Source organism: Roseibium aggregatum, from assembly GCF_014692675.1.
GTDB classification, from domain to species: Bacteria; Pseudomonadota; Alphaproteobacteria; order Rhizobiales; family Stappiaceae; genus Roseibium; species Roseibium aggregatum_C.
This window is the reverse complement of the sequence record NZ_JABFCZ010000001.1, coordinates 34,596-58,215: the sequence shown is the minus strand read 5'-3', so window position 1 is coordinate 58,215 and position 23,620 is coordinate 34,596. Positions and strand designations below refer to the sequence as shown.

19 protein-coding genes and 1 pseudogene are annotated in these 23,620 nt (G+C 62.1%); 13 read left to right on the top strand and 7 right to left on the bottom strand.

The genetic code is table 11. The features are described 5' to 3' along the window. Positions 1-96 precede the first annotated feature (96 nt). Genes HK439_RS00230 through HK439_RS00220 form a run of 3 tightly spaced genes read left to right on the top strand, consistent with a single transcriptional unit; the run spans position 97 to position 2,565 of the window. Positions 97-963 (top strand): prohibitin family protein, encoded by an 867-nt coding sequence (locus HK439_RS00230; RefSeq protein ID WP_190289355.1) that lies wholly within the window; start codon positions 97-99, stop codon positions 961-963. A gap of 4 nt (positions 964-967) precedes the next feature. After that, positions 968-2,368, top strand: a complete 1,401-nt coding sequence (locus HK439_RS00225; RefSeq protein WP_190289354.1) for an ABC transporter substrate-binding protein — start codon at positions 968-970, stop codon at positions 2,366-2,368. After that, the gene (locus HK439_RS00220; RefSeq protein WP_190289353.1) at positions 2,365-2,565 is read left to right on the top strand and encodes a hypothetical protein; all 201 of its coding nucleotides are present in this window, start codon (positions 2,365-2,367) and stop codon (positions 2,563-2,565) included. The genes HK439_RS00225 and HK439_RS00220 overlap by 4 nt, the downstream gene beginning before the upstream one ends. A 133-nt stretch (positions 2,566-2,698) precedes the next feature. Here HK439_RS00220 and HK439_RS00215 read toward each other — a convergent pair whose 3' ends face one another. The 5 genes from HK439_RS00215 to HK439_RS00195 all read right to left on the bottom strand — a co-directional run bounded on the left by HK439_RS00215 (position 2,699) and on the right by HK439_RS00195 (position 6,895). Then, the gene (locus HK439_RS00215; protein WP_190289352.1) at positions 2,699-3,289 is read right to left on the bottom strand and encodes a YcjF family protein; all 591 of its coding nucleotides are present in this window, start codon (positions 3,287-3,289) and stop codon (positions 2,699-2,701) included. Between the two features lie 264 nt (positions 3,290-3,553). Beyond that, a complete protein-coding gene (locus HK439_RS00210) occupies positions 3,554-4,210 on the bottom strand; it encodes a YcjF family protein (RefSeq protein WP_190289351.1) in 657 nt (218 codons plus the stop codon). Beyond that, positions 4,207-4,863, bottom strand: a complete 657-nt coding sequence (locus HK439_RS00205) for a ParA family protein (RefSeq protein ID WP_190289350.1) — start codon at positions 4,861-4,863, stop codon at positions 4,207-4,209. The genes HK439_RS00210 and HK439_RS00205 overlap by 4 nt, the downstream gene beginning before the upstream one ends. A 131-nt stretch (positions 4,864-4,994) precedes the next feature. Continuing rightward, complete coding sequence (locus tag HK439_RS00200; protein WP_190289349.1) at positions 4,995-6,047, bottom strand: DUF3089 domain-containing protein; 1,053 nt, start codon at positions 6,045-6,047, stop codon at positions 4,995-4,997. A 149-nt stretch (positions 6,048-6,196) separates the two neighbouring features. Continuing rightward, on the bottom strand, positions 6,197-6,895 hold the full coding sequence (locus HK439_RS00195) for a cyclic nucleotide-binding domain-containing protein (protein ID WP_190289348.1): 699 nt from the start codon (positions 6,893-6,895) through the stop codon (positions 6,197-6,199). A 258-nt stretch (positions 6,896-7,153) separates the two neighbouring features. On the opposite strand from HK439_RS00195, the pseudogene HK439_RS27320 reads away from it, so the two are divergent. The 8 genes and pseudogenes from HK439_RS27320 (at position 7,154) to can (ending at position 18,911) form a co-directional block, all read left to right on the top strand. After that, positions 7,154-9,979 (top strand): annotated as a pseudogene (locus tag HK439_RS27320) (nitrate/nitrite transporter). Between the two features lie 30 nt (positions 9,980-10,009). After that, positions 10,010-13,765: a nitrate reductase subunit alpha gene (locus HK439_RS00180; RefSeq protein WP_190289345.1), complete on the top strand. Its 3,756-nt coding sequence runs from the start codon at positions 10,010-10,012 to the stop codon at positions 13,763-13,765. Beyond that, on the top strand, positions 13,762-15,303 hold the full coding sequence (gene narH / locus HK439_RS00175; protein WP_190289344.1) for a nitrate reductase subunit beta: 1,542 nt from the start codon (positions 13,762-13,764) through the stop codon (positions 15,301-15,303). Before HK439_RS00180 ends, narH begins: the two co-directional genes overlap by 4 nt. After that, positions 15,303-16,016: a nitrate reductase molybdenum cofactor assembly chaperone gene (gene narJ, locus HK439_RS00170; protein ID WP_190289343.1), complete on the top strand. Its 714-nt coding sequence runs from the start codon at positions 15,303-15,305 to the stop codon at positions 16,014-16,016. The genes narH and narJ overlap by 1 nt, the downstream gene beginning before the upstream one ends. Positions 16,017-16,027: 11 nt before the next feature. Beyond that, on the top strand, positions 16,028-16,747 hold the full coding sequence (gene narI, locus HK439_RS00165) for a respiratory nitrate reductase subunit gamma (protein ID WP_190289342.1): 720 nt from the start codon (positions 16,028-16,030) through the stop codon (positions 16,745-16,747). Positions 16,748-16,751: 4 nt separating this feature from the next. Continuing rightward, positions 16,752-17,669: a peptidylprolyl isomerase gene (locus HK439_RS00160; protein ID WP_190289341.1), complete on the top strand. Its 918-nt coding sequence runs from the start codon at positions 16,752-16,754 to the stop codon at positions 17,667-17,669. Positions 17,670-17,680: 11 nt separating this feature from the next. Beyond that, a complete protein-coding gene (locus HK439_RS00155) occupies positions 17,681-18,253 on the top strand; it encodes a hemerythrin domain-containing protein (RefSeq protein ID WP_190289340.1) in 573 nt (190 codons plus the stop codon). Continuing rightward, positions 18,243-18,911 carry a carbonate dehydratase gene (gene can, locus HK439_RS00150; RefSeq protein WP_190289339.1) on the top strand — a complete coding sequence of 223 codons (669 nt, stop codon included), beginning with the start codon at positions 18,243-18,245 and terminating at the stop codon, positions 18,909-18,911. Before HK439_RS00155 ends, can begins: the two co-directional genes overlap by 11 nt. A 48-nt stretch (positions 18,912-18,959) precedes the next feature. Here can and glp read toward each other — a convergent pair whose 3' ends face one another. Then, positions 18,960-20,225, bottom strand: a complete 1,266-nt coding sequence (glp, locus tag HK439_RS00145) for a gephyrin-like molybdotransferase Glp (RefSeq protein WP_190289338.1) — start codon at positions 20,223-20,225, stop codon at positions 18,960-18,962. 179 nt (positions 20,226-20,404) lie between these two features. Next, positions 20,405-21,688: a gallate dioxygenase gene (locus HK439_RS00140; protein ID WP_190289337.1), complete on the bottom strand. Its 1,284-nt coding sequence runs from the start codon at positions 21,686-21,688 to the stop codon at positions 20,405-20,407. Positions 21,689-21,874: 186 nt separating this feature from the next. Here HK439_RS00140 and HK439_RS00135 point away from each other — a divergent pair, with 186 nt between their 5' ends. Then, entirely contained in the window at positions 21,875-22,768 is an 894-nt protein-coding gene (locus HK439_RS00135; RefSeq protein WP_190289336.1) for a LysR family transcriptional regulator, read from the top strand. Positions 22,769-22,858: 90 nt separating this feature from the next. Continuing rightward, on the top strand, positions 22,859-23,620 hold the full coding sequence (locus tag HK439_RS00130; protein WP_190289335.1) for an ABC transporter ATP-binding protein: 762 nt from the start codon (positions 22,859-22,861) through the stop codon (positions 23,618-23,620).

Sequence of the window (23,620 nt, the reverse complement as noted above, 5' to 3'; positions counted from 1 at the left end):
AATCGATTTGGGCAAAGCGGGTTACGTACTGGAATGCGGGCATGTCCCGCCGTATAGTCCGGGTTCGCTCCGGATCTGAAGAGGTGAGTCGGCCGAATGGCTTATGAGGACGATTTCGACGACTACGAAGAGGTGCTTAAAAGCGAACGCCGGCGTCGCCTTCAGCTCTATTTCCTGATTTTTCTTATCGGCATTGGCGTCGGTCTGGCGCTGCTCTGGAACCGGATCGTCATCACCGTTCATTCCGGCGAGGCGGGCGTCCTCTACCGCTGGGTTTCGGGCACGGAGATGAACCGGATCTACGGCGAAGGGCTGCATGTCATCTGGCCGTGGAACCGGATGTATATCTACAATGTCCGGCTGCAGACCAAGGAACGCAACTACACCATGCTGACCCAGGGCGGCCTGCCGATCGATTTGCAGATCGCGGTCCGCTACCGGCCGGATCTCCGGCTTCTGCCGCTGCTTCATGTGACCGTCGGCCCGGAATACCTGGACAAGGTCGTCTTTCCCGAAACCGAAGCCGTTCTGCGTCGCGCGGTCGGCCAGTACACGCCCGAACAGGTCTATACGAGCAAGCGCGGCTTTCTGGAATCCATCGTCGTCAGCAGCCTGACCAATGTCGAGGATCGCTACGTGATCGTTGACGACGTGCTCGTCAGGAGCGTCGAACTGCCGCCGGCGGTCCGGCTGGCCGTGGAGCGCAAGCTCACCCTGTCGGAAGAGGAAAAGGCCTACAAGTACCGCATCGGCATCGAGCACAAGGAGGCGGAGCGCAAGAAGATCGAGGCCGAGGGCATCCGGAAGTACCAGGACATCATCAAGCAGAGCCTGACGGAGGATCTGCTGCGCTGGCAGGGTGTCCAGGCGACGAAGGATCTGGCCACGTCGCCCAATTCGAAGACCGTCGTCATCGGGTCCGGCAAGGACGGATTGCCGCTGATCCTTGGAAGCGACAGATAGCGCGATGGCCGGGGAAGAACCGATTATTCCGGAAGACGAAGCGAAACGGCGCCCATGGCGGAAAGGCTTGATTGCCGGACTGCTCCTGCTCGCCTGCGGTCTGGTGGTGTTCACCGTCTCCGAGGTGAGCGGCAGAAGCACGATCGTCTCGGGTCTGGCCGGAAGCATTTCGGCCCTTTTCGGACCGGAGAAGGACGACAGCCTGAGACTTGTTGCCGTCTATTCGAAGGATGTCACCGAAAGCACCTTCATCAACGGGGCCCGGATGGCAATTTCCGAGGTCAATGCACATGGCGGGGTACTGGGCCGGGAGGTGAAACTGGAACTCGTGCCGGAATCGGGCTTTACCGAAGAAACGGCTCTGGAAACGACCGTGGCCAAGACCCTCAAGCTTTCGGGAAAGGTGGCTGACACGAAAAACCTGCTTGGGGTCATCGGCCACGAGTGGTCTGATACCGCGGTGACGGCAAGTTCCATCTACGGACGCAACGATATTGTCTATGTGGCGACCCATGCGACGGCCCAATCCCTGACCAACCACGGTTTCCAAACCGTCTTCGCCTTGCAGCCGGATAATTCCTCCAATGCGCAGATGATGGCCAATTATGCCCTGAGGCAGGGCATGAAGCGGTTCATCGTCCTGTCGGACAAGTCGGACTACGGCAAGGAATGCGCGAGTTTCTTTTCCGCCGCCGTCACCAGCAACGGTGCCGATCTGGTGTATCGCGGCTATCTGTCGAGCGGTACCAAGTCGATGGACCAGCTGCTGATGTTCATTCTCGACAACAGTCTCTTCAAGCGAACGGACTTCGACGCATTTTTCGTTGTTTCCTCGTCCATTCCCGAGACGGTCGAATTTATCAAGCGGGCACGCTATCTCGGGCTGGACGGCCCGATCCTGGGAATGGAGTACATGTTTTCCGCCTCCATCGAAAAGGATGTGGGCAAGAAGGACATGAGGGGCGTGACCGGAGTGTCGCTTTATGATCGCGACGCCCTTTCCGAACGCGCCCTCAAGTTCGTCGGGGACTTTCGGGAAACCTATCAGCACGTGCCGGATCTCGATGCGGCGCTTGGATATGATGCGGTGACGCTCATGCGCGATGCGACCGAGCGTGCCGGGACACTGGATCCGCAAAAACGGTCCGATACGATGAAGGTTGCCCGCTACAAGAACCCCTTTGTCGGGGTGACCGGGCCGATCGCCTTCGACCGCAACGGCCTCATCACCGACACCGAGATCTTTATCGTCCGCCATGACGGCGAGGAATTCCGCACGGTCGGCACCTATGAGATCCCGGCAAGTTGGGATAATGTTGGCAGTGACGATCAGCCGAACGCGACTGACGACATGAATTCGCCCCCCGACCCAAGCCCTCCGGTACAGGAGAAGACTGGCCAATGACCCTATTCGTGAACCCTTGGATATTCCTGATCTGGGTGGTTGCAAGCTGGATAATCGGAATGCTCGGCCGGGATACCCGGTTCGGCTTTGCGGGAAACTTTCTGGTCGCGTTTCTGTTCAGCCCGCTGGTCGGGATCATCGTGCTGCTCGCAGCCGACCGCTGGCGCCGCCCGCCGCGCCGGAGGACCCGCCCCTGAGGTGCCAACGCTGACGGCGTTGGCCGAGTTCCGGAAATAAAAATACCGCCTGCGCATGTGCGAGGCGGTATTTGTTTTTGATTGAATGGCCGCCGGCTTTTTCAGCAGGCGGCGTTCAGGGCAGCGGCCGTGATCAGGACGTCACTTCTTCCGCGACGGTTTCGGCTTCCGACTTGGCCTTGTCCTTGACCTTGCGGGCCAGTTCCTTGCCCTTTTCGAACTGTTCCTTGTAGAACGCCCGCATCTTGCCGGCGTTGAAGTCCATCAGCGTGCCGCCGTCTTCGTAATGCGCGACGATCGACCGGCCGACCGCAAACGTGGAGGCGCCAGCCACCACCGGAAGCGAGACCATTCCGACCATCCAGCCGATGCCCGGGATCATCTTCGTCGCGCTTGCGGCAACCACATAGCCTGCGCCGAAGCCGAGCACGCCGCCGGCGAGCGCATAAATCACCTTGCGGCCGAGGCGTTCGGAGAACGGCTTGCCGTAAAGCTGCGACAGCTTCTGGATCATCCGCAGCTGGATTGCCACGACCGCGGCAATGTCGAAGAACGCGACCGGCACGATGCTGGCTGCGACCGACGCGATCACGTAGTCCTTGATGAGATTGTCAGCCGTGAGATCACGGGTGACATCGAATTCCGCATCTTCCTCGACGCCTGCAGCTTCCGTTTCCGGTTCCGTCGGCTCATCCGCCTTGCTTGCGGTAGTCCTGGTTGCCATCGAAAATCTCCTGGGTTTCCTGAGGACCCCACGATGGGTGTCCGGTCGGATTGAGGGTGGCCTAAATTCCTCAACGGCACATAGCTCAGGAAGGACGGTACTATTTCAAATGGTAAATGAAAAGGGTTAGCGGCGGCGAAACATCATTTTTTACTGGAATGCCAAGTATTTCCGCCTCGGACAAAGAACTGGGCCCGGCCGTTGAAGCGTTCCGTATTTCAATGAAAAGGCAGGTCTTCCGCGGACTATTCCGTGCCGAAACCCTCAGGCCGGAACGGCTTCCGCGCCATCGATGCCGGCTTGCAGGCGTGTCAGGTAAACATCGCCGATCACGCGGATGAAGATCACGGCTGAGGCGGACGTGATCGCCATGTTCAGAATTTGCGAGCCCGGCGCCATCCTGAGCACCGCCGTCGTCGTGATGCTTGCCAGGCCCGGCGCCGCCAGACCGGTCAGCATCGCCAGCGCCAGCCGTTTGCCCTGGTCCTCAGACAGGGAGCGGCCATAGAGGCGGGTCAGTTTGCGCAGCATGCGTTCGGCGATCACAGCGATGGCAGCCAGATCGACAAAGGGCATGGGCACCAGTCCGGCAAGGGCTGCGAAATTGGCATGCCGTTCGATGATCAGCCGCCCCGTGGCTTCGCGGAAGGAGGATTTGCTCGGGATTGAACTTTGAACCATGAGAGGGGATCCGGCCGGTTCCTGTTTCGGTGGCGTCGAGGCGGCCGGCTCGGGCTTCTTCTCCGGTTTCGCGGCCGTATCGGACGCAGGCGCGGACCCGGAAGGGGCTTCCGATGGCGCCGGATCGACCCGCCGGGCGCTGGGCCGCCGTTTCGGCTGTTCGGCCTCCAGAGCCTGGCTCGCCGCCTTGCGAAGATCGTCAAGGGTTCTGTTGGATGTTCTCGGCAGTCGCTTGCTCATGCGGTGAGCGCCTTTTTGGTGGCAAGCAGGGCTTCGGCTTCCGTGGCGATTGCGGAAATATCCTGCGAAGCGGGGCTATCGGGCATGGTCATGCTCGGCGTTGCCCCGAACAATCCGGCCTCCGCATAGGCAACACGGTTCGGCATGTCATTGGCAAGCAGGGGAAAGCCGCCTTCTTCAAGTTCCGCACGCACGTGGCGGGAAATCACGCTGCCGCGAATGGTCTGGGTCAGCACGCAGCGGAAGGTCGGCGCCCAGCCCTTCACGCCGCTCATCAGCGTCTTGACCGTGTCCATCATGCGGTCGACATCGAGAGGGGAAGCCTTGACCGGGATTAGCACCAGGTCGGCAACCGCTAGGGCTGCCACCGTGATGTCACTGTCGAACCCCGGCGTGTCGACCACGGTCACACCGTGTGCGCCGCTTTGCTGCTTGATGGTGTTCCAGACATTCGGATCCGCCTGCTCGAGGAGTTCCACGCCGCCGAGCGCCTGATCGCGGTCGGCAAGCCTCATGACGGACTTTTGCGGGTCGGCGTCGATCAGCAACGGCTTGTAGCCCTTGAGGTGCCAATGGACCGCAAGGCAGCAGGCCAAGGTGGTCTTGCCGCTGCCGCCCTTCAGGGATGCAATCGTGACAACAGATCCGCTCATTTGCCGCAACCCCCGCTGATTCCAGGCTCCGAGGGTGAAATGTTAACAAAATTGATACGGAAAGCCACGGGTTTGCATCACGGGGCGGACTTACGCACCTTTATCCGCCCGGATGCTGCGGGTTTTCGAGCCTAGCGGGGCTTGGTCAGATAGGCCTCGATCCGCTGTGCGGCGTTGGCCCGGATGTTCTCGAAGAACAGCGAATAGTCATAACTGTGATAGACCCCGGCCGGGAAAAACGGGCTCTCGACCAGGCTCGGATCCTTCGGCGTGACCACCAGTCCGCCGTCGGCAATTTGAGCCGATGTGAAATGGGGCAGGGTCTTTGAGGTGTCGTCCTTGTTGAAGAAGGTCGAGCCGCGATTGAGGCTGGCCGGTGCCAGGGCGTCGTCCCGCGTCCAGGTCAGCGGATTGACGACGATGGCTCCGGGCAGGATCATCGGAGCGTCTTTCTGGTGCCCGGCGGCGACGGAATTGTAGCTGATGAAACAGCCGGTCTGATGCGCCTCGGCACAGATGGTGATCTTCGGATTGGTCTTCAGGTCTTCGTCCGTGATCGACCAGCCGATTGCATAGGCGGCGATCATGCGGTCCTCGTGGCCGATCTTGCCCCAGTGGTCCAGGGCCAGCTGGGTCAGCACATAAGAGCCCTGGCTGTGGGCGGCGACGATGAACGGGCGTCCCTTGTTGTAGTGGTCCAGATAATATTTCAGCGCCCTTCGGACATCTTCCTCGCCATAGGCGACGATCGCGTCCCGCTGTTCGTCGGGCAGGTTGAAGCCGGAAAGGTTCATCTGCCGGTAGAACGGCGCATAAAGATTGGCGAGCCCCGAAAAGGCGTGGGCTTCGGTCTCCACGGTTTCCTCCGCACCAGCGATGAGGTCCTTGCGGGTGATGTCCATCAGCCAGGCGGAATTATCGTAGAGGACGGTCGGATAGATCCAGATGATGTCGACGGCATATTTGTCGGGATCGTCCGGCCTTGCCAGCCAGCTGGAGTCTTTGTCGTAATCCGGCGCCGGCGGCACATCGGCCGTGGTGAATGGCGGCAACTCCGCGGTGCCGGCAATCGCAGCGGTGTTATCTGAAACCGGCAAGGCGGCAAACGCCAGTCCGGTTATCAGAAGGAGTGCCGGACGCGAAAGTTCAAGCAGACGCAGACGGTTCCAGACGACAAGACTCATGGCTTTTCCCCAAAAGACGCGATCCCACACATCGAGGTCCGCTACTGCGGTCGCATGTTGCTCGATACGTTTCCTGCTTTAATCGCATTATCGAAAGATACGATTAATGAGGGCGGTGGCCGTTTCGGGCCTGATACTGGCGATTGGCGTCAGGTGGCCCGATCGTCGATCAGGGGATTCGGCTTGGCAAGCTTCGTAAGTGCTGGGATGTCTTTCAGGTGGATGGTGCCGCCGTCGACTTCCACGCCATAGGGCTTCAGGGTTTTGAAGGCCCGCGACAGGTTTTCCGGGGTCATGGCCAGCATGGACGCGAGCCTGCGCTTGTCATGCGGCAGTTCGAGCTGGCCCTTGGCGCCCTGGTCGTCGTGATACCTGAGAAGCCGGTTGGCGAGCCGTTCCACGGCGGATCTGAGTTTCAGGCCCTTGTGCTCCTTCACGACGCCGCGGTAGCAACTGGCGAGTTCCACGATGATGGCGCGGGCGAAGGCGGCATCATTTTCGAAGGCGGATCGCACGTTCTCTGCAGGGATGAGCAGGATCTTGGACTTGTCGCAGGTGCGCGCGGACATGAGGTAAACCGCGTCCTTCAGCACCGCCGCCAGGATGAAGGTGCCGACCGGGCGGACGATTCCCATCGTTGCCGAACGGCCGTTGGATTGCGCATAAAGCTCGACACAGCCTTCGATCACCACATAGAGGAAGTCCGCGGGGTCACCCTCTGTGATCAAGTCGAGCTGGTTCGGAAAGGTCTGGAGATAGGCCGCCTGCATCATGGAGGCGAAATTGGCGTCGGACATGGTGCTGAACAGTCGAAGGTCCCTGACCTCCGGCAAATCGCTTGGTCGCATCCGCTTCTCCCTTCCCTCCAAGGCTTGATAAATATCAAGGTTGCGCTTGTCGGTTTTAGCAATCCGGTTTCGGTTTCGCAAACGGCCTTTTGACCTGACGTTTCTCGCATCTTGATGGCCCACGGAGAAACACTTGTTTGTGCATCGAAGGCCTTTCCATTTGATCGAAGTCAATCATGTCCGCGGTTGTGAGCGCATGCTCCCCTCACCTGAAACAGGCTCGGCACGGGGTTGCCGCCTTATCGAAGGGGTAGATAAATGCATTCGCTGGAAGGAGTCACGCGCTCGGACCAAAACAGGGCGCTCGGACTTAGCACCTTTGCCTTCACGGTGTGCTTCGCTGTCTGGACAATCTTTTCAATCATAGGCGTGAAGATCAAAGGCGAGCTCGGCCTGAGCGATACCCAGTTCGGCCTGCTTGTCGCCACGCCGGTTCTGACCGGTTCGGTCAGCCGCATCTTCCTGGGTGTCTGGACCGAGCAGTTCGGCGGCCGGATCATGTTTCCGCTGCAGATGCTCGTAACGGCGGTGTGCGTCTGGCTGCTGACGTCGGTCCGTACCTATGAAATCTTCCTCGTCGCGGCCCTGGGACTGGGCCTGGCCGGCGGGTCCTTCATCATCGGCATCGCCTATGTGTCCCAGTGGTTCGAAAAGGAACGGCAGGGAACGGCACTCGGCATTTTCGGCGCCGGGAACGTCGGTGCGGCCGTGACCAACTTCGCTGCCCCCTTCCTGGTGGTGGCGATGGGCTGGCAGGGGACGGCCCGTGTTTACGCCATCGTCCTGGCGCTGACCGCCATCCTGTTCTACCTGCTGAGCAAGGACGACCCGGCACAGGCCGCGCGCAAAAAGACCGGGTCGCGGGCCGTTTCGGCAGCCGAACAGCTCGCCCCGCTGAAGAATATCCAGGTCTGGCGCTTCGCCACCTACTATTTCTTCGTCTTCGGCGGCTTCGTCGCGCTGGCTTCCTTCCTGCCGCGCTACTACGTCGGCGCCTACGGGCTGGAACTGACGACAGCCGGTGTCTTCGCCGGGCTCTATTCCCTGCCGGGATCGGTGTTCCGCGCGCTGGGCGGCTGGATGTCGGACAAGTGGGGCGCGCGCTTCGTCATGTACTTGACGTTCATCGTCTCGCTCGCCTGCCTGTTCGTCATGAGCTACCCGCAGACCCACTACACGGTTAAGGGCATTACCGACACGATCACCTTCGACTTCGGTGTCAGCGTGACCCTGTTCGTCGCCCTGACGGTGATCCTCGGCTTCGTCATGAGCCTCGGCAAGGCGGCCGTCTACAAGCACATCCCGGTCTATTACCCGCATCACGTCGGCGCTGTCGGCGGCCTGGTGGGCATGATCGGTGGCCTGGGCGGTTTCTTCCTGCCGATCGCCTTCGGCATCCTGCTGGATGCGACGGGCGTGTGGACCGCTCCTTACATGCTGATGTTCGTGCTGGTCGGTGTCTCGACCATCTGGATGCACGTCGCCATCCGCCGGATGGAACGCCAGCGCCATCCGGCCCTGGCAGAGGAAAAATACCTCTCCGACGTGCCGGAACAGCCGGTCGGCAAACCGCAAAAGACTGTTGGTCAGGCCAACGCGGCCGAGCGCCCCAGCCTGGCCCGATGACCTGACCCGGCAGGCCGCTTCGCGCGGCCTGCCACCCAAAGTTCCAACTCAAGGAATACGAAAATGGCAATCGCAACAGCGCAGCCCGGCCAGAAAGGGCATGTATTGATCGACTGGCGCCCGGAAGATCCCCAGTTCTGGGAAAGCCGTGGCAAGGCGGTCGCAACCCGCAACCTATGGATTTCCATCCCCTGCCTGCTTCTGGCCTTCTCGGTCTGGATGGTCTGGTCGGTCGTGGTGGCCAAGATGCCGGCAATCGGCTTCAATTTCTCCGTCGGCGAACGGTTCTGGCTGGCGGCCCTGCCCGGCTTGTCCGGCGCAACTTTGCGCATTTTCTACAGCTTCATGATCCCGATCTTCGGCGGCCGGAAATGGACCGCCATCTCGACCGCGTCTCTGCTCCTGCCGGCGATCGGCATCGGCTTTGCGGTCCAGAATCCCGACACGTCTTACATGACCTTCCTGATCCTGGCGCTCCTGTGCGGCTTCGGCGGCGGCAACTTCGCCTCCTCCATGGCGAATATCGCCTACTTCTACCCGAAGAAGACCAAGGGCAATGCGCTGGCCCTCAATGCCGGTCTCGGCAATGCCGGCGTGTCGGTCATGCAGTTCGTGGTTCCTCTGGTGATTACCGCCGGTGTCTTCGGATCCTTTGGCGGCGAACCTCAGACCCTGAGCGACGGAGGGCAGCTGTGGCTGCAGAACGCGGGCTTCATCTGGGTGCCGTTCATCGCGCTTTCGACGATCGCCGCCTGGTTCGGCATGAATGACATCGCCGATGCCCGCGCGAGCTTCAAGGACCAGTCGATCATCTTTTCCCGCAAGCACAACTGGATCATGTGCATCCTCTACACGGGCACCTTCGGCTCGTTCATCGGCTATTCCGCCGGCTTCCCGCTCCTGATGAAGACCCAGTTCCCGGACGTGGACGTGCTGCAATACGCCTTCCTCGGTCCGCTTGTCGGCGCGCTGAGCCGGGCGGCGACAGGCTGGATCTCCGACAAGTTCGGCGGTGGCCGGGTGACCTTCTGGACGTTCCTGGGCATGATCATCGCCGTCGGCGGCGTGCTCTTCTTCCTCGGCATCAAGGAACAGCCGGGCGCATTCTGGGGCTTCTTCTCGTGCTTCATGGCCCTGTTCTTCCTGACCGGTGTCGGCAATGCCTCCACCTTCCAGATGATCCCCTCGATCATGCGCCAGGAAGTGCCGCGGCTGATGCCGCATCTCAAGGAAGCAGAACTTCTGAAGCAGTCCGAACTGGAAAGCTCCGCGATCATTGCCTTCACCTCGGCGATTGCCGCCTACGGCGCCTTCTTCATCCCGAAAGCCTACGGCACCTCGATCGCCATGACCGGTGGTCCCGAAGCCGCCCTGTGGGTCTTCGGCATCTTCTACGCGGTCTGCGTGGTGATCACCTGGGCCTTCTACAGCCGGAAGAACGCCGAAGTTCCCTGCTGAACCGGACCTTCGAACGGGAGAGGTATTGAAATGTCACACTTGCTCGACCGCCTGAACTTCCTGTCGGAGAAGAAGGAAACCTTCTCCGGCGGGCACGGGGTCACCACCAACGAGAGCAGAGCCTGGGAAGACGCCTACCGCAAGCGCTGGCAGCACGACAAGATCGTGCGGTCCACCCACGGGGCGAACTGCACGGGCTCCTGCTCCTGGAAGATCTACGTCAAGGGCGGGATCGTCACCTGGGAAACCCAGCAGACGGACTATCCGCGCACGCGGCCGGACCTTCCCAACCATGAGCCGCGCGGCTGTTCGCGCGGCGCCAGCTACTCCTGGTACATGTATTCGGCAAACCGGGTGAAATTCCCGCTGATCCGCTCGCGCCTGTTGAAGCTGTGGCGCAAGGAACGGGCGGTGAAAACGCCGATCGGCGCCTGGACTGCGATCCAGGAGGATCCGGCCAAGCGGTCCGACTATATCAAGGTGCGCGGCCACGGCGGCTTCGTCCGGGCAACCTGGGACGAGGTCAACGAGATCATCGCAGCTGCCAACGCCTATACGGCGAAGAAGTGGGGCCCGGACCGGGTGATCGGCTTCTCGCCGATCCCGGCCATGTCCATGGTCTCCTATGCAGCGGGCTCCCGTTACCTGTCGCTGCTCGGCGGCACCTGCATGTCCTTCTACGACTGGTACTGCGACCTGCCGCCGGCCTCGCCCATGACATGGGGCGAGCAGACCGACGTGCCGGAATCCGCCGACTGGTACAACTCCGGCTTCCTCATGCTCTGGGGCTCCAACGTGCCGCAGACCCGCACGCCCGACGCGCATTTCTATACGGAGGTCCGCTACAAGGGCACCAAGTCCGTGGTCGTGTCGCCGGATTATTCGGAAGCGGCCAAGTTCTCCGATCTCTGGCTGCACCCGAAACAGGGCACAGATGCGGCGCTCGCCATGGCCATGGGCCACGTGATCCTGCGCGAATTCCACCTCGACCGGCAGGCCGATTATTTCGAGGATTACTGCAAGCGCTACACGGACATGCCCATGCTGGTCCGGCTGGTCGCCAAGGACGGCCACCTGGTTCCCGAGCGTCTGGTCAGGGCGTCGGAATTCGCCCGCTCGCTCGGTGAGAAGAACAACCCGGACTGGAAGACGGTCGCCGTCGATTCCGCCACCGGCGAGGTGGTCGCGCCCGCGGGCTCGATCGGTTTCCGCTGGGGCGAACAGGGCAAGTGGAACCTGGAAGCCAAGGACGGCAAGGGCAAGGACGTTGATCTGAAGATGAGCCTCGTCCTCGACGACGATCACGACGAGGTCGTGCCCGTCGCCTTCCCCTATTTCGGCAATCGCGAGCATGACTACTTCGAAGGCACGGACCATGACAGCGTGATCGTCCGCTCCGTTCCGGCGAAGAAGGTCAAGATGAAGGACGGCGAGGCTTTCGTGGCCACCGTCTTCGACCTGTTCGTGGCCAACTATGGTCTGGAACGCGGGTTCAAGGACCCGAATGCGGCCGAATCCTACGACGAAAATCTGCCCTACACCCCTGCCTGGGCGGAAAAGATCACCGGCGTGCCGCGCGATCACATCATCACGGTCGCCCGCGAGTTCGCCTCCAACGCGGAAAAGACCAACGGCCGTTCCATGGTCATCCTCGGTGCCGGCCTGAACCACTGGTACCACATGGACATGAACTACCGGGGGATCATGAATCTCCTGATCATGTGCGGCTGCATCGGTCAGTCCGGCGGCGGCTGGAGCCACTATGTGGGCCAGGAGAAACTGCGTCCGCAGACCGGCTGGCTGCCGCTGGCCTTCAGCCTCGACTGGGGCCGTCCGCCGCGCCACATGAATTCCACCTCCTTCTTCTACGCCCACACCGACCAGTGGCGTTACGAGACCCTGAAGGTGGACGAGATCCTGTCCCCGACCGCCCCGGAAGGCTCCTGGGACGGCGCACTGATCGACTACAACATCCGCGCCGAACGGATGGGCTGGCTGCCCTCGGCGCCCCAGCTCAGGACCAACCCGCTGGAGGTTGCGAAGGCGGCGGAAAAGGCCGGCGTGGAGGCAAAGGACTATGTTGCCGAAGCACTCAAGGCCGGCACGCTTGAGATGTCCTGCGAGGATCCGGACGACGAGCACAACTGGCCGCGCAACATGTTCGTCTGGCGCTCCAACCTGCTCGGCTCCTCGGGCAAGGGGCATGAGTATTTCCTCAAGCACCTGCTCGGCACGTCCCACGGGGTGCTCGGCAAGGACCTCGGCGCGGAAGGCGTTGAGCAGTCCAGGGAAGTGAAGTGGCACGACACCGCGCCGGAAGGAAAGCTCGACCTGCTGGTCACCCTCGACTTCCGCATGTCGACCACCTGCGTCTATTCCGACATCGTTCTGCCGACGGCCACCTGGTACGAGAAGAACGACCTCAACACCTCCGACATGCATCCCTTCATCCATCCGCTGACGAGTGCGGCCGACCCGGCCTGGGAAGCCCGCAGCGACTGGGAGATCTTCAAGGGCATCGCCCGGAAATTCTCCGAAGTCGCCCCGGAAATCCTCGGTGTCGAAAAGGATGTGGTCATGGTGCCGATCCTTCACGACACGGCGGGCGAGCTCGCCCAGCCTTTCGACGTGAAGGAATGGAAGAAGGGCGAGACCGATCCGCTTCCCGGCAAGACCATGCCGACGGTCGCGGTCGTGGAACGCGACTATCCGAACCTCTACAAGCGCTTCACTTCGCTCGGGCCGCTCATGGACAAGCTCGGCAACGGCGGCAAGGGGATTTCCTGGAAGACCGAGCACGAGGTCGAACTCCTCGGCAAGCTCAACGGAACTGTTGCTGAAGAAGGCCCGACCAAAGGCCGGCCGAAGATCGACAGCGACATAGACGCGACCGAAGTCATCCTGTCACTGGCCCCTGAGACCAATGGCGAGGTCGCGGTCAAGGCCTGGCAGGCCTTGTCCGATGTCACGGGGCGCGATCACACCCATCTCGCGATACCCAAGGAAGACGAGAAGATCCGCTTCCGTGACATCGTCGCCCAGCCGCGCAAGATCATCTCGTCGCCGACCTGGTCGGGACTGGAATCGGAGCAGGTCTGCTACAACGCCTGCTACACCAACGTCCACGAACTGATCCCGTGGCGCACGCTGACCGGCCGTCAGCAGCTCTATCAGGATCATCTGTGGATGCGGGCGTTCGGCGAAGCCTTCTGTGTCTACCGGCCGCCGATCGACACCAAGTCGGTCAACCCGGCGATCGAGGCCAGGACCGACGGCAAGAAGCACGTGGTGCTGAACTTCATCACGCCGCACCAGAAGTGGGGCATCCACTCCACCTACACCGACAACCTCTTGATGCTGACGCTGAACAGGGGCGGGCCGGTGGTCTGGATCTCCGAAGTCGACGCTGCGCGCGCCGGTCTGGTCGATAACGACTGGGTCGAGGTCTACAACGTCAACGGTGCCCTGACCGCACGTGCGGTCGTCTCCCAGCGCATGAAGGAAGGCACGATCTTCATGTATCACGCGCAGGAGAAGATCGTGAACACGCCGGGCTCGCAGATCACCGGCCAGCGCGGCGGTATCCATAACTCCGTGACCCGGGCGATCACCAAGCCGACCCACATGATCGGCGGCTACGCCCAGCAATCCTACGGCTTCAACTACTACGGCACGGTCGGCTCCAACCGCGATGAATTCGTGGTCGTGCGCAAGCTCGAAAAGGTCGACTGGCTGGAAGACCCGTATCAGGAACCGGTCGCTCACACCAAGGAGGCGGCAGAATGAAGATCCGTGCACAAATCGGCATGGTGCTGAACCTCGACAAATGCATCGGGTGCCACACCTGCTCCGTAACCTGTAAGAACGTCTGGACCAACCGGGAAGGCGTCGAATACGCCTGGTTCAACAACGTCGAGACCAAGCCCGGCATCGGTTATCCCAAGGAGTGGGAGAACCAGAAGAAGTGGAACGGCGGCTGGGTGCGCAAGAAGAACGGCAAGATCCAGCCCAAGGCCGGCGCCAAGTGGCGCATCCTGGCCAACATCTTCGCCAACCCGGACCTGCCGGAAATCGACGACTACTACGAGCCGTTCGATTTCGATTACAGCCATCTGCAGACGGCCAAGGAAAGCCAGGCCATGCCGACGGCCCGTCCGCGCTCCGTCATCTCCGGCGAGCGGATGGAAAAGATCGAGTGGGGACCGAACTGGGAGGAAATCCTGGGCGGCGAATTCTCCAAGCGGTCGAAGGACGTCAACTTCGAAGGGGTCGAGAAGGAAATCTACGGCCAGTTCGAAAACACCTTCATGATGTACCTGCCGAGGCTGTGCGAGCACTGCCTCAACCCGACCTGCGTCGCCTCCTGTCCTTCTGGCGCCATCTACAAGCGCGAGGACGACGGCATCGTCCTGATCGATCAGGAAAAATGCCGTGGCTGGCGCATGTGCGTCTCCGGCTGTCCCTACAAGAAGATCTATTACAACTGGTCTTCGGGAAAGTCCGAGAAATGCGTGTTCTGTTATCCGCGCATCGAGGCCGGCCAGCCGACCGTGTGTTCGGAAACCTGCGTCGGCCGCATCCGCTATCTCGGGGTGATCCTCTACGACGCCGATCGGATCTCCGAAGCGGCGTCCTCCTATGACGAGAAGGATCTCTACGAGGAACAGCTCAAGATCTTCCTCGATCCGAACGATCCGAAGGTGATCGAACAGGCGCGCAAGGACGGCGTTCCGGAAGCCTGGCTGGACGCGGCGAAGAAGTCGCCGGTCTACAAGATGGCCATGGAATGGAAGGTCGCCTTCCCGCTGCATCCGGAATACCGGACGCTGCCGATGGTCTGGTACATCCCGCCGCTGTCGCCGCTTCAGTCAGCAGCCGAAGCCGGCAAGATCGGCATGGAAGGCGGAATGCCGGATGTCCGCTCCCTGCGCATCCCGGTTCGCTACCTCGCCAACCTGCTGACGGCAGGCAACGAACAGCCGGTCGTGCACGCCCTGGAACGCATGCTGGCCATGCGCGCCTATATGCGGGCGAAGACGGTGGACGGGGTCATCGACGAGGTGGTTGCCGAAAAGGTCGGCATGACCGGGCAGATGATCGAGGACATGTACCACGTGATGGCGATCGCCAATTACGAGGACCGCTTCGTCATCCCGACGTCGCACCGGGAAGTCAGCGAGGACGCCTATGACGTGCGCGGCTCCTGCGGCTTCTCCTTCGGCAACGGCTGTTCCGGCGGCTCGTCGTCGGACCAGAACCTGTTCGGCGCCAAGCGGACCAAGACCGTCCATACCCCGACGGATATCTTCAAGGAGCGCGTGTGATGCAAAAGACGCTGAAAATCCTCTCCCTGCTTCTGAGCTATCCGACCCGGGAGCTGCAGGATGCGGCGCAGGACCTGCGCCAGGTCCTGCGCGACGAGCCCTGCCTGAGCGAGCGCCAGGAGCGGTTGCTGCGGGCCCTGATCGAGGACATCGCGGGTCTCGATCTCTATGACGCTCAGGAACGCTACGTGTTCCTGTTCGACCGGACCCGGTCCCTGTCCCTGCATCTGTTCGAGCATGTCCACGGCGAGAGCCGGGACCGGGGACAGGCCATGGTCGACCTGATGGCGACCTACGAGGCAAATGGTTTTGCGATCGATGCCCGGGAACTGCCGGACTATCTGCCGCTGTTCCTGGAATATCTCTCGCTCCGGCCGGAGGCCGAAGCCCGCGAGTTCCTCGGCCAGACGTCCCACATCCTGTCGGTCCTGAAGACCCGCCTGAAGAAGCGCGGATCGATCTACCGCAATGCCTTCACCGTTCTGGAGGCCCTGGCGGAGGGAAAGCCTGACCGGTCGCTGGTCAGGGACCTGCTCGGCCTTGGCGAGGACGATCCGAACGATCTGAAGGCGCTGGACGAGATCTGGGAAGAGGAAGCAGTGACCTTCGGCGGCAATGCCGGAGAAAACGCCTGCGGTCCCGACCGGCTGCAACGGCAGATCCGCGCGGCGGCCCGCAAGCCTTCCGATCCCCCGGCCCAGACATCCCTTTAGGAGGAAACACCATGTCCGGTTACCTCAACACGTTCCTGTTCGGGATCTATCCCTATATCGCGCTGGTGGTGCTCGCGCTGGGCACAGTCATCCGCTACGACCGCGAGCCCTACACCTGGCGCTCCGGTTCCAGCCAGCTCCTGCGCCGCAAGCAGCTTGTCTGGGGCTCGGTCCTGTTCCATGTGGGCGTGCTGGTGATCTTCTTCGGTCACCTCATTGGCCTGCTGACGCCGATCGCCGTCTTCGACGCGCTGGGCATCAGCCACGAGGCGAAACAGATACTCGCCATCGTCGCCGGCGGTGTCGCCGGCATCATGGCGATCGTCGGCGCTACCCTTCTGGTTCATCGCAGGCTCTACGATCCGAGGGTGCGCGCGGCGTCGAGCACGTCCGACACGCTGATCATCATCCTGCTGTGGATCCAGCTCGCGCTCGGCCTGTTCACGATCCCTGTGTCGCTGCAGCATCTGGACGGCCACGAGATGGTCAGGTTCATGAGCTGGGCGCAAGGGATCTTCACCTTCAGGGCCGGTGCGTCCGCCTTCGTCCTCGATGCGCCGATCGTATTCAAGCTGCATCTGGTGCTAGGGCTGACCATCCTGCTCCTGTTCCCGTTCACCCGCCTGGTGCACATGCTGAGCGCGCCGGTCCGCTACCTGTGGCGTCCGGGGTACCAGGTGGTCCGCGCCCGTGAACCGCGCCCGTCCACCGTGCGCATGCCCGCGGAGTAGGATGATGGCGACGATCTATCAGAACCCGACGCTGAAGACCCACCCGGAGACACCGGGTGGGCAGCAGCGAAGCTACGACGGCTACGTTGAGCCCGACACCAGGATCCCACCGAAGGCCCGTCCGGTCTTCGAGGAGGTCAGTGTCAACGGCGTGACCATTGCGGAGGCGGATATTCTCGCCGAAGCGCAGAACCATCCCGCCGCAAATCCCGGCGAAGCAGTCCGGGCCGCCGCCCGCGCGCTCGTCATCCGCGAACTCCTGCTTCAGGAGGCGCGGCGCCAGGGGATCGGCGACGTCGATCTCGAAGAAGAGGACGGCCGCCTGGAAACCGCGGACGATGCGCGCATCCGCGTGCTGATGGAGCGCGAAGTTCGGGCGCCGTCCGCGTCCGAGGACGAATGCCGGAGGTTCTACAAGCACAATCGCGAGAAGTTCCGATCAGCCCCGCTTTATGAGGTCCGGCACATTCTGCTGGCCGCCCATGAAGACGATGCAAACGCCCGCGAAGCGGCACGGAAGACCGCACAGGGACTGTGTGAAGCCTTGAACCAGGATCCGTCCGGCTTTGCCAATGCGGCCGCGGAATATTCGGCCTGCATGTCGAGCGGGGAGGGCGGGCGTCTCGGTCAGGTGAGCCGCGGTGAAACCGTCGCGGAATTCGAAGCAGCCCTTGAGGAGATGGCGGAGGGGGAAATCTCCAAGGCGCCGGTCGCCACCCGTTTCGGATTTCATGTCATCGCCCTTGATCGGGCAATCCCGGGCAAGGACCTGCCGTTCGATCATGTTCATGAGCGCATCGCGGCCTGGCTGGAGGCGGCAAGCTGGTCAAAAGCCGTATCCCAGTACATCGGCATCCTCGCCTCGCAAGCGAAGATTTCGGGTGTGTCGTTCGAACAGACGGAAGGTCCCCTGGTGCAATAGGAGGGGAGGAGATGGAGCGGTCACAGGAAGAAAGACGACTGGCATTGGAGGCTCTGAACCACCCTCCGCCACCGGCTCTGTTTGCCGAACCACTCAACTATTTCTTCGCGGAGCATTTCCGCCAGCGGACCTTGTGCAGCCTGCTCGACGACCTGGCAGAACACGCCCCGCCCGATCCCGAAATCGTAGAGGTGGTCATGAACTTCCTGCGTGGCGATTTCGGATTGCATGTCCGCGACGAGGAAGAGGATCTGTTTCCGCTCCTGCGCCGGCGGGCCAAACCGGAAGACCGGATCGGGGACGTTCTGGGTGAGCTCAGTCACGACCATGCGCTCGATGCCTTCGACGCCGAAACCATTCTGGAAGCCTTCGGGAGCCACGAACCGTTCCCGGCCTGCGACGTGGAAACCCGCAATCTTCTGCTGCGGTTTTCCAAAAACGAGCGGCGGCATCTGACCTGCGAAAACGCCATCATCCTGCCGCTGGCCCGGGCGCGGCTGTTGCCTGAAGACCTGCTCAATCTCGGACGCCGCATGGCGGCCCGGCACGGCGAACCCTATCCGGAACCGGAAAATGCTCACTGACCTTCTTAAACACAATCGCCGCTGGGCAACCGGGAAACGCCTGGAGGACCCGGACTATTTCAAGCGACTGTCAGCCCTGCAACGGCCGGAATACCTCTGGATCGGGTGTTCCGACAGCCGGGTTCCGGCCAATGTGATCACCGGGCTGGAACCGGGCGAGGTCTTCGTCCACCGCAATGTTGCCAATCTCGTTCACCGCGCAGATCTCAACCTCCTGTCGGTTCTGGAATTCGCGGTGGAAACGCTGGGCGTGCGCCACATCATCGTCTGCGGCCACTACGGCTGCGGCGGTGTCCGGGCGGCAACCGACGGCCATCGTCACGGGATCATCGATCACTGGCTGCAGCCGATCCGCGACGTGGCCGATGACAGATGCTGCGAACTTGAAGGCATTACCGATCCCGACAGCCGTCTCGACCGCCTGTGCGAACTGAATATCGAAGCCCAGGTTGCCAGCCTGTCGCGGACGCCGATCATCCAGTCCGCCTGGAAGCGCGGCAAGCAGCTTTCCATCCACGGATGGGTCTATGGCCTGAACGACGGCCTGATCAGGGATCTGGAATGCGGGCGAACCGATTGCGGCTGCGCCCACGAAGGCGAGGGGGCGGGGGATTGCGAACAATCCCGCCGCCGCGACGAAGACGACCGGTCCGCCTGACCGGCGTCCCCCCAGTAGGGCGGGGCAACCGGCCGGCCGTCTCGAAAATTACAGCTTCATCTGGCTTTTGAACGGGAAGAACTGCAGCCCGGAACCCGGCTCCACCGAGCCGCAGGTGCTGTCGACCGCGCCGAGCCCGTCGGCCTCGATCAGCGGCATCAGCCGGGCAGAGCCGGCCCGCCCGATCTTTTCAATCACTGGCAACCCTTCGTCGGAGACGCCCACGACCGTTGCCGGAAAGAACTCACGCCGGCCGGGGCGCCGTTCCCACGAGAAACCGGCCCTGGCATTGCGGGCGGACGGAAAGGCGGTCGGCCGTCCTTCCAGGCTGTCCATGAGCGGCCTGCCGACCAGCAGGAAGTCGACGAAACAGGCAAGCGGATTTCCCGGAAGGCCCAGGAAAACGGCCTTATCCAATCGGCCGAGGGTAATCGGCTTGCCCGGCTTGATCGCCATGCACCAGCTCTCGATGTGCCCGCCGGCATCGAGGATAGCCGGCTTGATATGATCTTCTTCTCCGACGGAAACACCGCCCGACGTGATGATCAGGTCGTGATGCCGGGCTGCCTCTGCCAGGCAGTCTGAAATGACATCCCGTTTGTCCGGCTTGATGCCCAGGTCGGTGATGTCGATCCGCTCCTCGGCAAGGAGCGCCTGCAGCATCGGTCGGTTTGTGTCGAAGATGCTGCCCGGTCCCATGCCGACGCCGGGATCGCGCAATTCGTTTCCGGTCGAAAGCAACGCGACGCGGAGTTTCCGGCGCACCTCCAGCCCCTGGTAGCCGCTGGCTGCCAGGATCGCCACATGCCGCGGATCGATCCGCGCACCCGCCCTGACCAGCGTGTCCATGGAGGAAACGTCCTCGCCCCGGCAGCGGATGTTGTCGCCGGCAGGAACGGAAAACCCGGCGGTGACCTGATCGCCGGAGACCGTCACATGTTCCTGCATCACGACCGCTTCGGTGCCCGGCGGAACCGGCGCCCCGGTCATGATCCGCAGCGCCTGTCCCGACGACAGCCGCTTTGCGGCGGTCTCGCCCGCGGTCGTCCTGCCGACGATCCGGAAGGGTCCGGTGCCGGTTCCACCGAGTGCGTAGCCGTCGACGGCGGAATGGTCGCGAAGCGGCAGCTCGAGATAAGAGATCACGTCAAAGGCGGCCGTCCGCCCGACCGCCTGCGTCACCGGCACCACCTCGGTGCCCTCGATGGTGGCGCACAATCCGATCGCGCGTTCGATCGTCTGCTCGATGGTCGCCAGCGGTTTTTTCGTATCGGCTGCAGCGGAGCAGCAATCTCTTTGGACGGTCTCTGACATGGTCGAAACTTCCTCGAAACGGGGTCATCGGCCGCAGCCGTTTTCGTGTGTTCCGATCGATAGCCGGGAAACGCCGCCGCGTATTTGATAACGGTCAAGAACCGGCTGATTTTCGGCAAAAAAAACGACCCGGAAAACCGGGCCGCTGCCAGAGTTACGCTGCATTGGTGAGGGGACGCTCAGGCCGTATCCATTTCTTCCGCCTTTGCGCCGCCTGCGACCGAGTATTTGATCGGCACCTTGCGGGTCTTCATGAATTCCTCCAGCGTCTCGCCGCGCATGCTGGCATAGACTTCCGGATTGGAGACACCGACGACGGCGGCCATCTTTTCCAGGACGAAGAAGCTAACGCCCTTGCGGATCATCTCGATCCATTTGCGTTCCGAAATCAGGCTGCGTTCTTCCGCCGTCAGCTTGTATTCGTCCGCCAGGGCGTCGAAGTCCTTCAGGAACCGCTCACGGTGCTCCGGAATAACCAGCCGGTGCAGGAAGTCGTTGATCCGGAAGCATTTCAGGCTTCGCTCGAGCGTGAACGGATAGGTGCCTTCCAGGGTTTCCGCGCCGGCGAGTTCGTAACCCATATGCGCGCGGTAGGCTTCCAGCTCCGCCTTGTCCGGGGTGTCGCCCAGATCTTCGAAGACCACCGTCGCGATATTGGTGACGGAGGGTGCGTAGGTCATGGAATGGACCTTCGTTACCTTGTCAGACAAGGCGCCGCGCATCACGAGCCACATGATGACCTCGGCCCCTTCCATGCCGCCGAGCACCGCATAGTCGGCCAGGCGCTTTTCGATCAGCTTTTCCGGCGCGGTTTCAATCAGGTCGAGGAACTCCTGGTCCCAGGCCTCGTTGACGAAGCCGGCGCGTTCGCCGTGAACCTGGTGCGACAGGCCGCCGGTCGCGACGATCGCCACCCGCAGGCTGTCGTCCGGGAAGCTCTGGATCGCCTTGCGCAGGGACTTGCCGAGCTTGTAGCAGCGCCGGGCATTGGGGATCGGAAGCTGCAGGACACCGACCTGAAGCGGAACGATGCTGCCGCCCCACGGGCCGGTCTCGTCGCCCATCATGGACAGCGGCGACAAGCAGCCGTGATCCAGCGGCTTGCCCTGGAAGAAGGACATGTCGAATTCGTCGGCCACGAGCGCGGCCGCCACATGCCGCGCCAGGGCCGCATGGCCTTTCGCCGGCGGCATGTCGCGCGGTCCGCCGCCTTCATCGGCCGGAGAATAGGTGTCGTCCACCCCGAGCGCGAAGGCAGAATAGTGGTCGAAGAAGAAGGAAGTGATGTGATCGTTGTAGATCATGAACAGGACATCGATATCCTTGCGCTTCACCCAGTCGCGCACTTCCGCGAAGCCTTCGAAGATCGGCGCCCAGGCCGGGTCGTTCTCCTTGTGGGTGTCCTTGGCGAAGCCGATGGTCGGGGAATGGGAGGCGCCGATGCCTCCGACGATTTTTGCCATTTCCTCAAATCCTCTTTTGCCTTGGGAGAAACGCCGTCCGGCCGGGCTCACGCCGCGCTGCATGGCTGCGCCGGAGCCGGCGTACCTCCTCCTCCTGATCGGCAGAGACGATACGGAACTTTGAAATTTGGACAATCCATGCAATAGAGACGCAACGTTTCTAAATTTGGACAATGGCGGGCCGGCATGAAGTGGACGATCGATGATGTGCCGATCTTTGTCGCGGTGATCGACCAGAATGGCTTCACCGCTGCCGCCCGGGCACTCGACATGCCGAAGTCCACGGTCAGCAAGGCCGTCAGCCGGCTTGAGGAAGCGCTTGGCCTGCGCCTTCTGGAGCGGAACTCGCGCAGCCTGCGGATCACGGCCGAAGGCGAGACCTTTTACCGGCAGGCGCTGCTGATCATGGAGCAGGTCCGGGAAACGGATGCGGCCATGGCCGGCCTTAACGCGGTTCCCTCGGGCAAGCTCACCGTGGCCCTGCCGCCGGCCTTCTGCCAGGAAATCGTCTCGCCGAGTCTCGCGGCCTTCCACCGGGACCAGCCGCAAGTGGAACTCGACCTGGTCATCACCAGCCACGGAGCCGATCTTCTGCGCGATCAGGTCGATATCGCGGTGGTGGTCGGTCCTCAGGAGGATTCGGACCTGATTTCGAGGACGCTGTTTGCGGGCCGGCTGATCTGGGTCACAAGCCCGGATTATCTGAAGACGCACACGCTGGGCGACAGCCCGGACGATCTGCGCGGGCATATCCGGATCTGCGAAACCCGTTACGGGTTGCGCCGGGTGCCTTTTCGCCTGAATGGCCAGGTCGATCATTTCGATTTCGCACGCGGCATCACCCATGTGAACGACCCGCTGTCCGTGCGCAAGGCGGTCGTCTGTGGCGCGGGGGTCTCGCTCCTGCCGGAGCTCTATTGCCGCCAGCAATTGCGCGAAGGCAGCCTTGTCGAGGTCTCTAAAAATATCTCTCTCGACCTCTCCGCCTCGAAACTTTCCGTCGTCTATCCGAGCCGCCGGCTGATGTCCCCCAAGACGCGGGTTTTCCTCGAGTTTCTGGACCGTGTCTGCAAGGCCTGAACGTCCGGCCGGATATTTTTTTCGGCGGTTTTGTCTTTCGGTTTGATTGAGCGCATGGTCTTATCCCGCCGGTGCGACAAGGATGGCGGCATGCAGAACCAGAATGCAGAAAAGGCCGAGACGCAGCCGGAGGAAACCGGCAGGCCCGCGAAGACAACCCTTTCGGCCCGCAGCCTGTCAAAGGTCTATGGATCCGGAGCGCTTGCGATCCGGGCTCTGGATAATGTCGACTTCGACCTTTACGAAGGCGAACTGGTCGTTCTTCTCGGCGCTTCCGGCAGCGGCAAATCCACCCTGTTGAACATCATCGGCGGACTTGACCGGCCCACCTCCGGCAAGGTGTTTTTCGACGGCACCGAGATCACCGCCTTCGATGACAGCGCCCTGACCCGGTACCGGCGCGATCACGTCGGCTTCGTCTTCCAGTTCTACAATCTCGTGCCCAGCCTGACGGCGGAGGAGAACGTCGCACTGGTCACGGAAATCGCCGCCGATCCCATGTCGCCTGCGGACGCCCTGAGACTGGTCGGACTGGGCGGACGGCTGACCCATTTTCCGGCCCAGCTCTCCGGTGGCGAGCAGCAGCGCGTCGCCATCGCCCGCGCCATCGCCAAGCGGCCGCGGGTCCTTCTTTGCGACGAACCGACCGGCGCGCTCGACAGCCAGACCGGCGTCATCGTTCTGGAGGCCGTGGAACGGATCAACCGGGAACTGGGCACGACCACGGCGCTCATTACCCACAATGTCGGCATCGCGGCGATGGCCGACAGGGTGATCCGTCTTGCCGACGGCGCCATTCAGGACGTCAGCGTCAATACGGACAAGATCGCCGCTTCCGAGATCCGCTGGTAG

Excerpts from the sequence above, each read along its gene's own strand:
- HK439_RS00140 (WP_190289337.1), bottom strand. The coding sequence starts at position 21,688 with ATGGCAAAAATCGTCGGAGGCATCGGCGCCTCCCATTCCCCGACCATC.
- HK439_RS00220 (WP_190289353.1), top strand. The coding sequence starts at position 2,365 with ATGACCCTATTCGTGAACCCTTGGATATTCCTGATCTGGGTGGTTGCA.
- HK439_RS00225 (WP_190289354.1), top strand. The coding sequence starts at position 968 with ATGGCCGGGGAAGAACCGATTATTCCGGAAGACGAAGCGAAACGGCGC.
- HK439_RS00215 (WP_190289352.1), bottom strand. The coding sequence starts at position 3,289 with ATGGCAACCAGGACTACCGCAAGCAAGGCGGATGAGCCGACGGAACCG.
- HK439_RS00130 (WP_190289335.1), top strand. The coding sequence starts at position 22,859 with ATGCAGAACCAGAATGCAGAAAAGGCCGAGACGCAGCCGGAGGAAACC.
- narJ (WP_190289343.1), top strand. The coding sequence starts at position 15,303 with ATGCAAAAGACGCTGAAAATCCTCTCCCTGCTTCTGAGCTATCCGACC.
- HK439_RS00155 (WP_190289340.1), top strand. The coding sequence starts at position 17,681 with ATGGAGCGGTCACAGGAAGAAAGACGACTGGCATTGGAGGCTCTGAAC.
- HK439_RS00135 (WP_190289336.1), top strand. The coding sequence starts at position 21,875 with ATGAAGTGGACGATCGATGATGTGCCGATCTTTGTCGCGGTGATCGAC.
- can (WP_190289339.1), top strand. The coding sequence starts at position 18,243 with ATGCTCACTGACCTTCTTAAACACAATCGCCGCTGGGCAACCGGGAAA.
- HK439_RS00195 (WP_190289348.1), bottom strand. The coding sequence starts at position 6,895 with ATGCGACCAAGCGATTTGCCGGAGGTCAGGGACCTTCGACTGTTCAGC.
- HK439_RS00210 (WP_190289351.1), bottom strand. The coding sequence starts at position 4,210 with ATGAGCAAGCGACTGCCGAGAACATCCAACAGAACCCTTGACGATCTT.
- HK439_RS00230 (WP_190289355.1), top strand. The coding sequence starts at position 97 with ATGGCTTATGAGGACGATTTCGACGACTACGAAGAGGTGCTTAAAAGC.
- HK439_RS00160 (WP_190289341.1), top strand. The coding sequence starts at position 16,752 with ATGGCGACGATCTATCAGAACCCGACGCTGAAGACCCACCCGGAGACA.
- HK439_RS00200 (WP_190289349.1), bottom strand. The coding sequence starts at position 6,047 with ATGAGTCTTGTCGTCTGGAACCGTCTGCGTCTGCTTGAACTTTCGCGT.
- HK439_RS00180 (WP_190289345.1), top strand. The coding sequence starts at position 10,010 with ATGTCACACTTGCTCGACCGCCTGAACTTCCTGTCGGAGAAGAAGGAA.
- narI (WP_190289342.1), top strand. The coding sequence starts at position 16,028 with ATGTCCGGTTACCTCAACACGTTCCTGTTCGGGATCTATCCCTATATC.
- HK439_RS00205 (WP_190289350.1), bottom strand. The coding sequence starts at position 4,863 with ATGAGCGGATCTGTTGTCACGATTGCATCCCTGAAGGGCGGCAGCGGC.
- glp (WP_190289338.1), bottom strand. The coding sequence starts at position 20,225 with ATGTCAGAGACCGTCCAAAGAGATTGCTGCTCCGCTGCAGCCGATACG.
- narH (WP_190289344.1), top strand. The coding sequence starts at position 13,762 with ATGAAGATCCGTGCACAAATCGGCATGGTGCTGAACCTCGACAAATGC.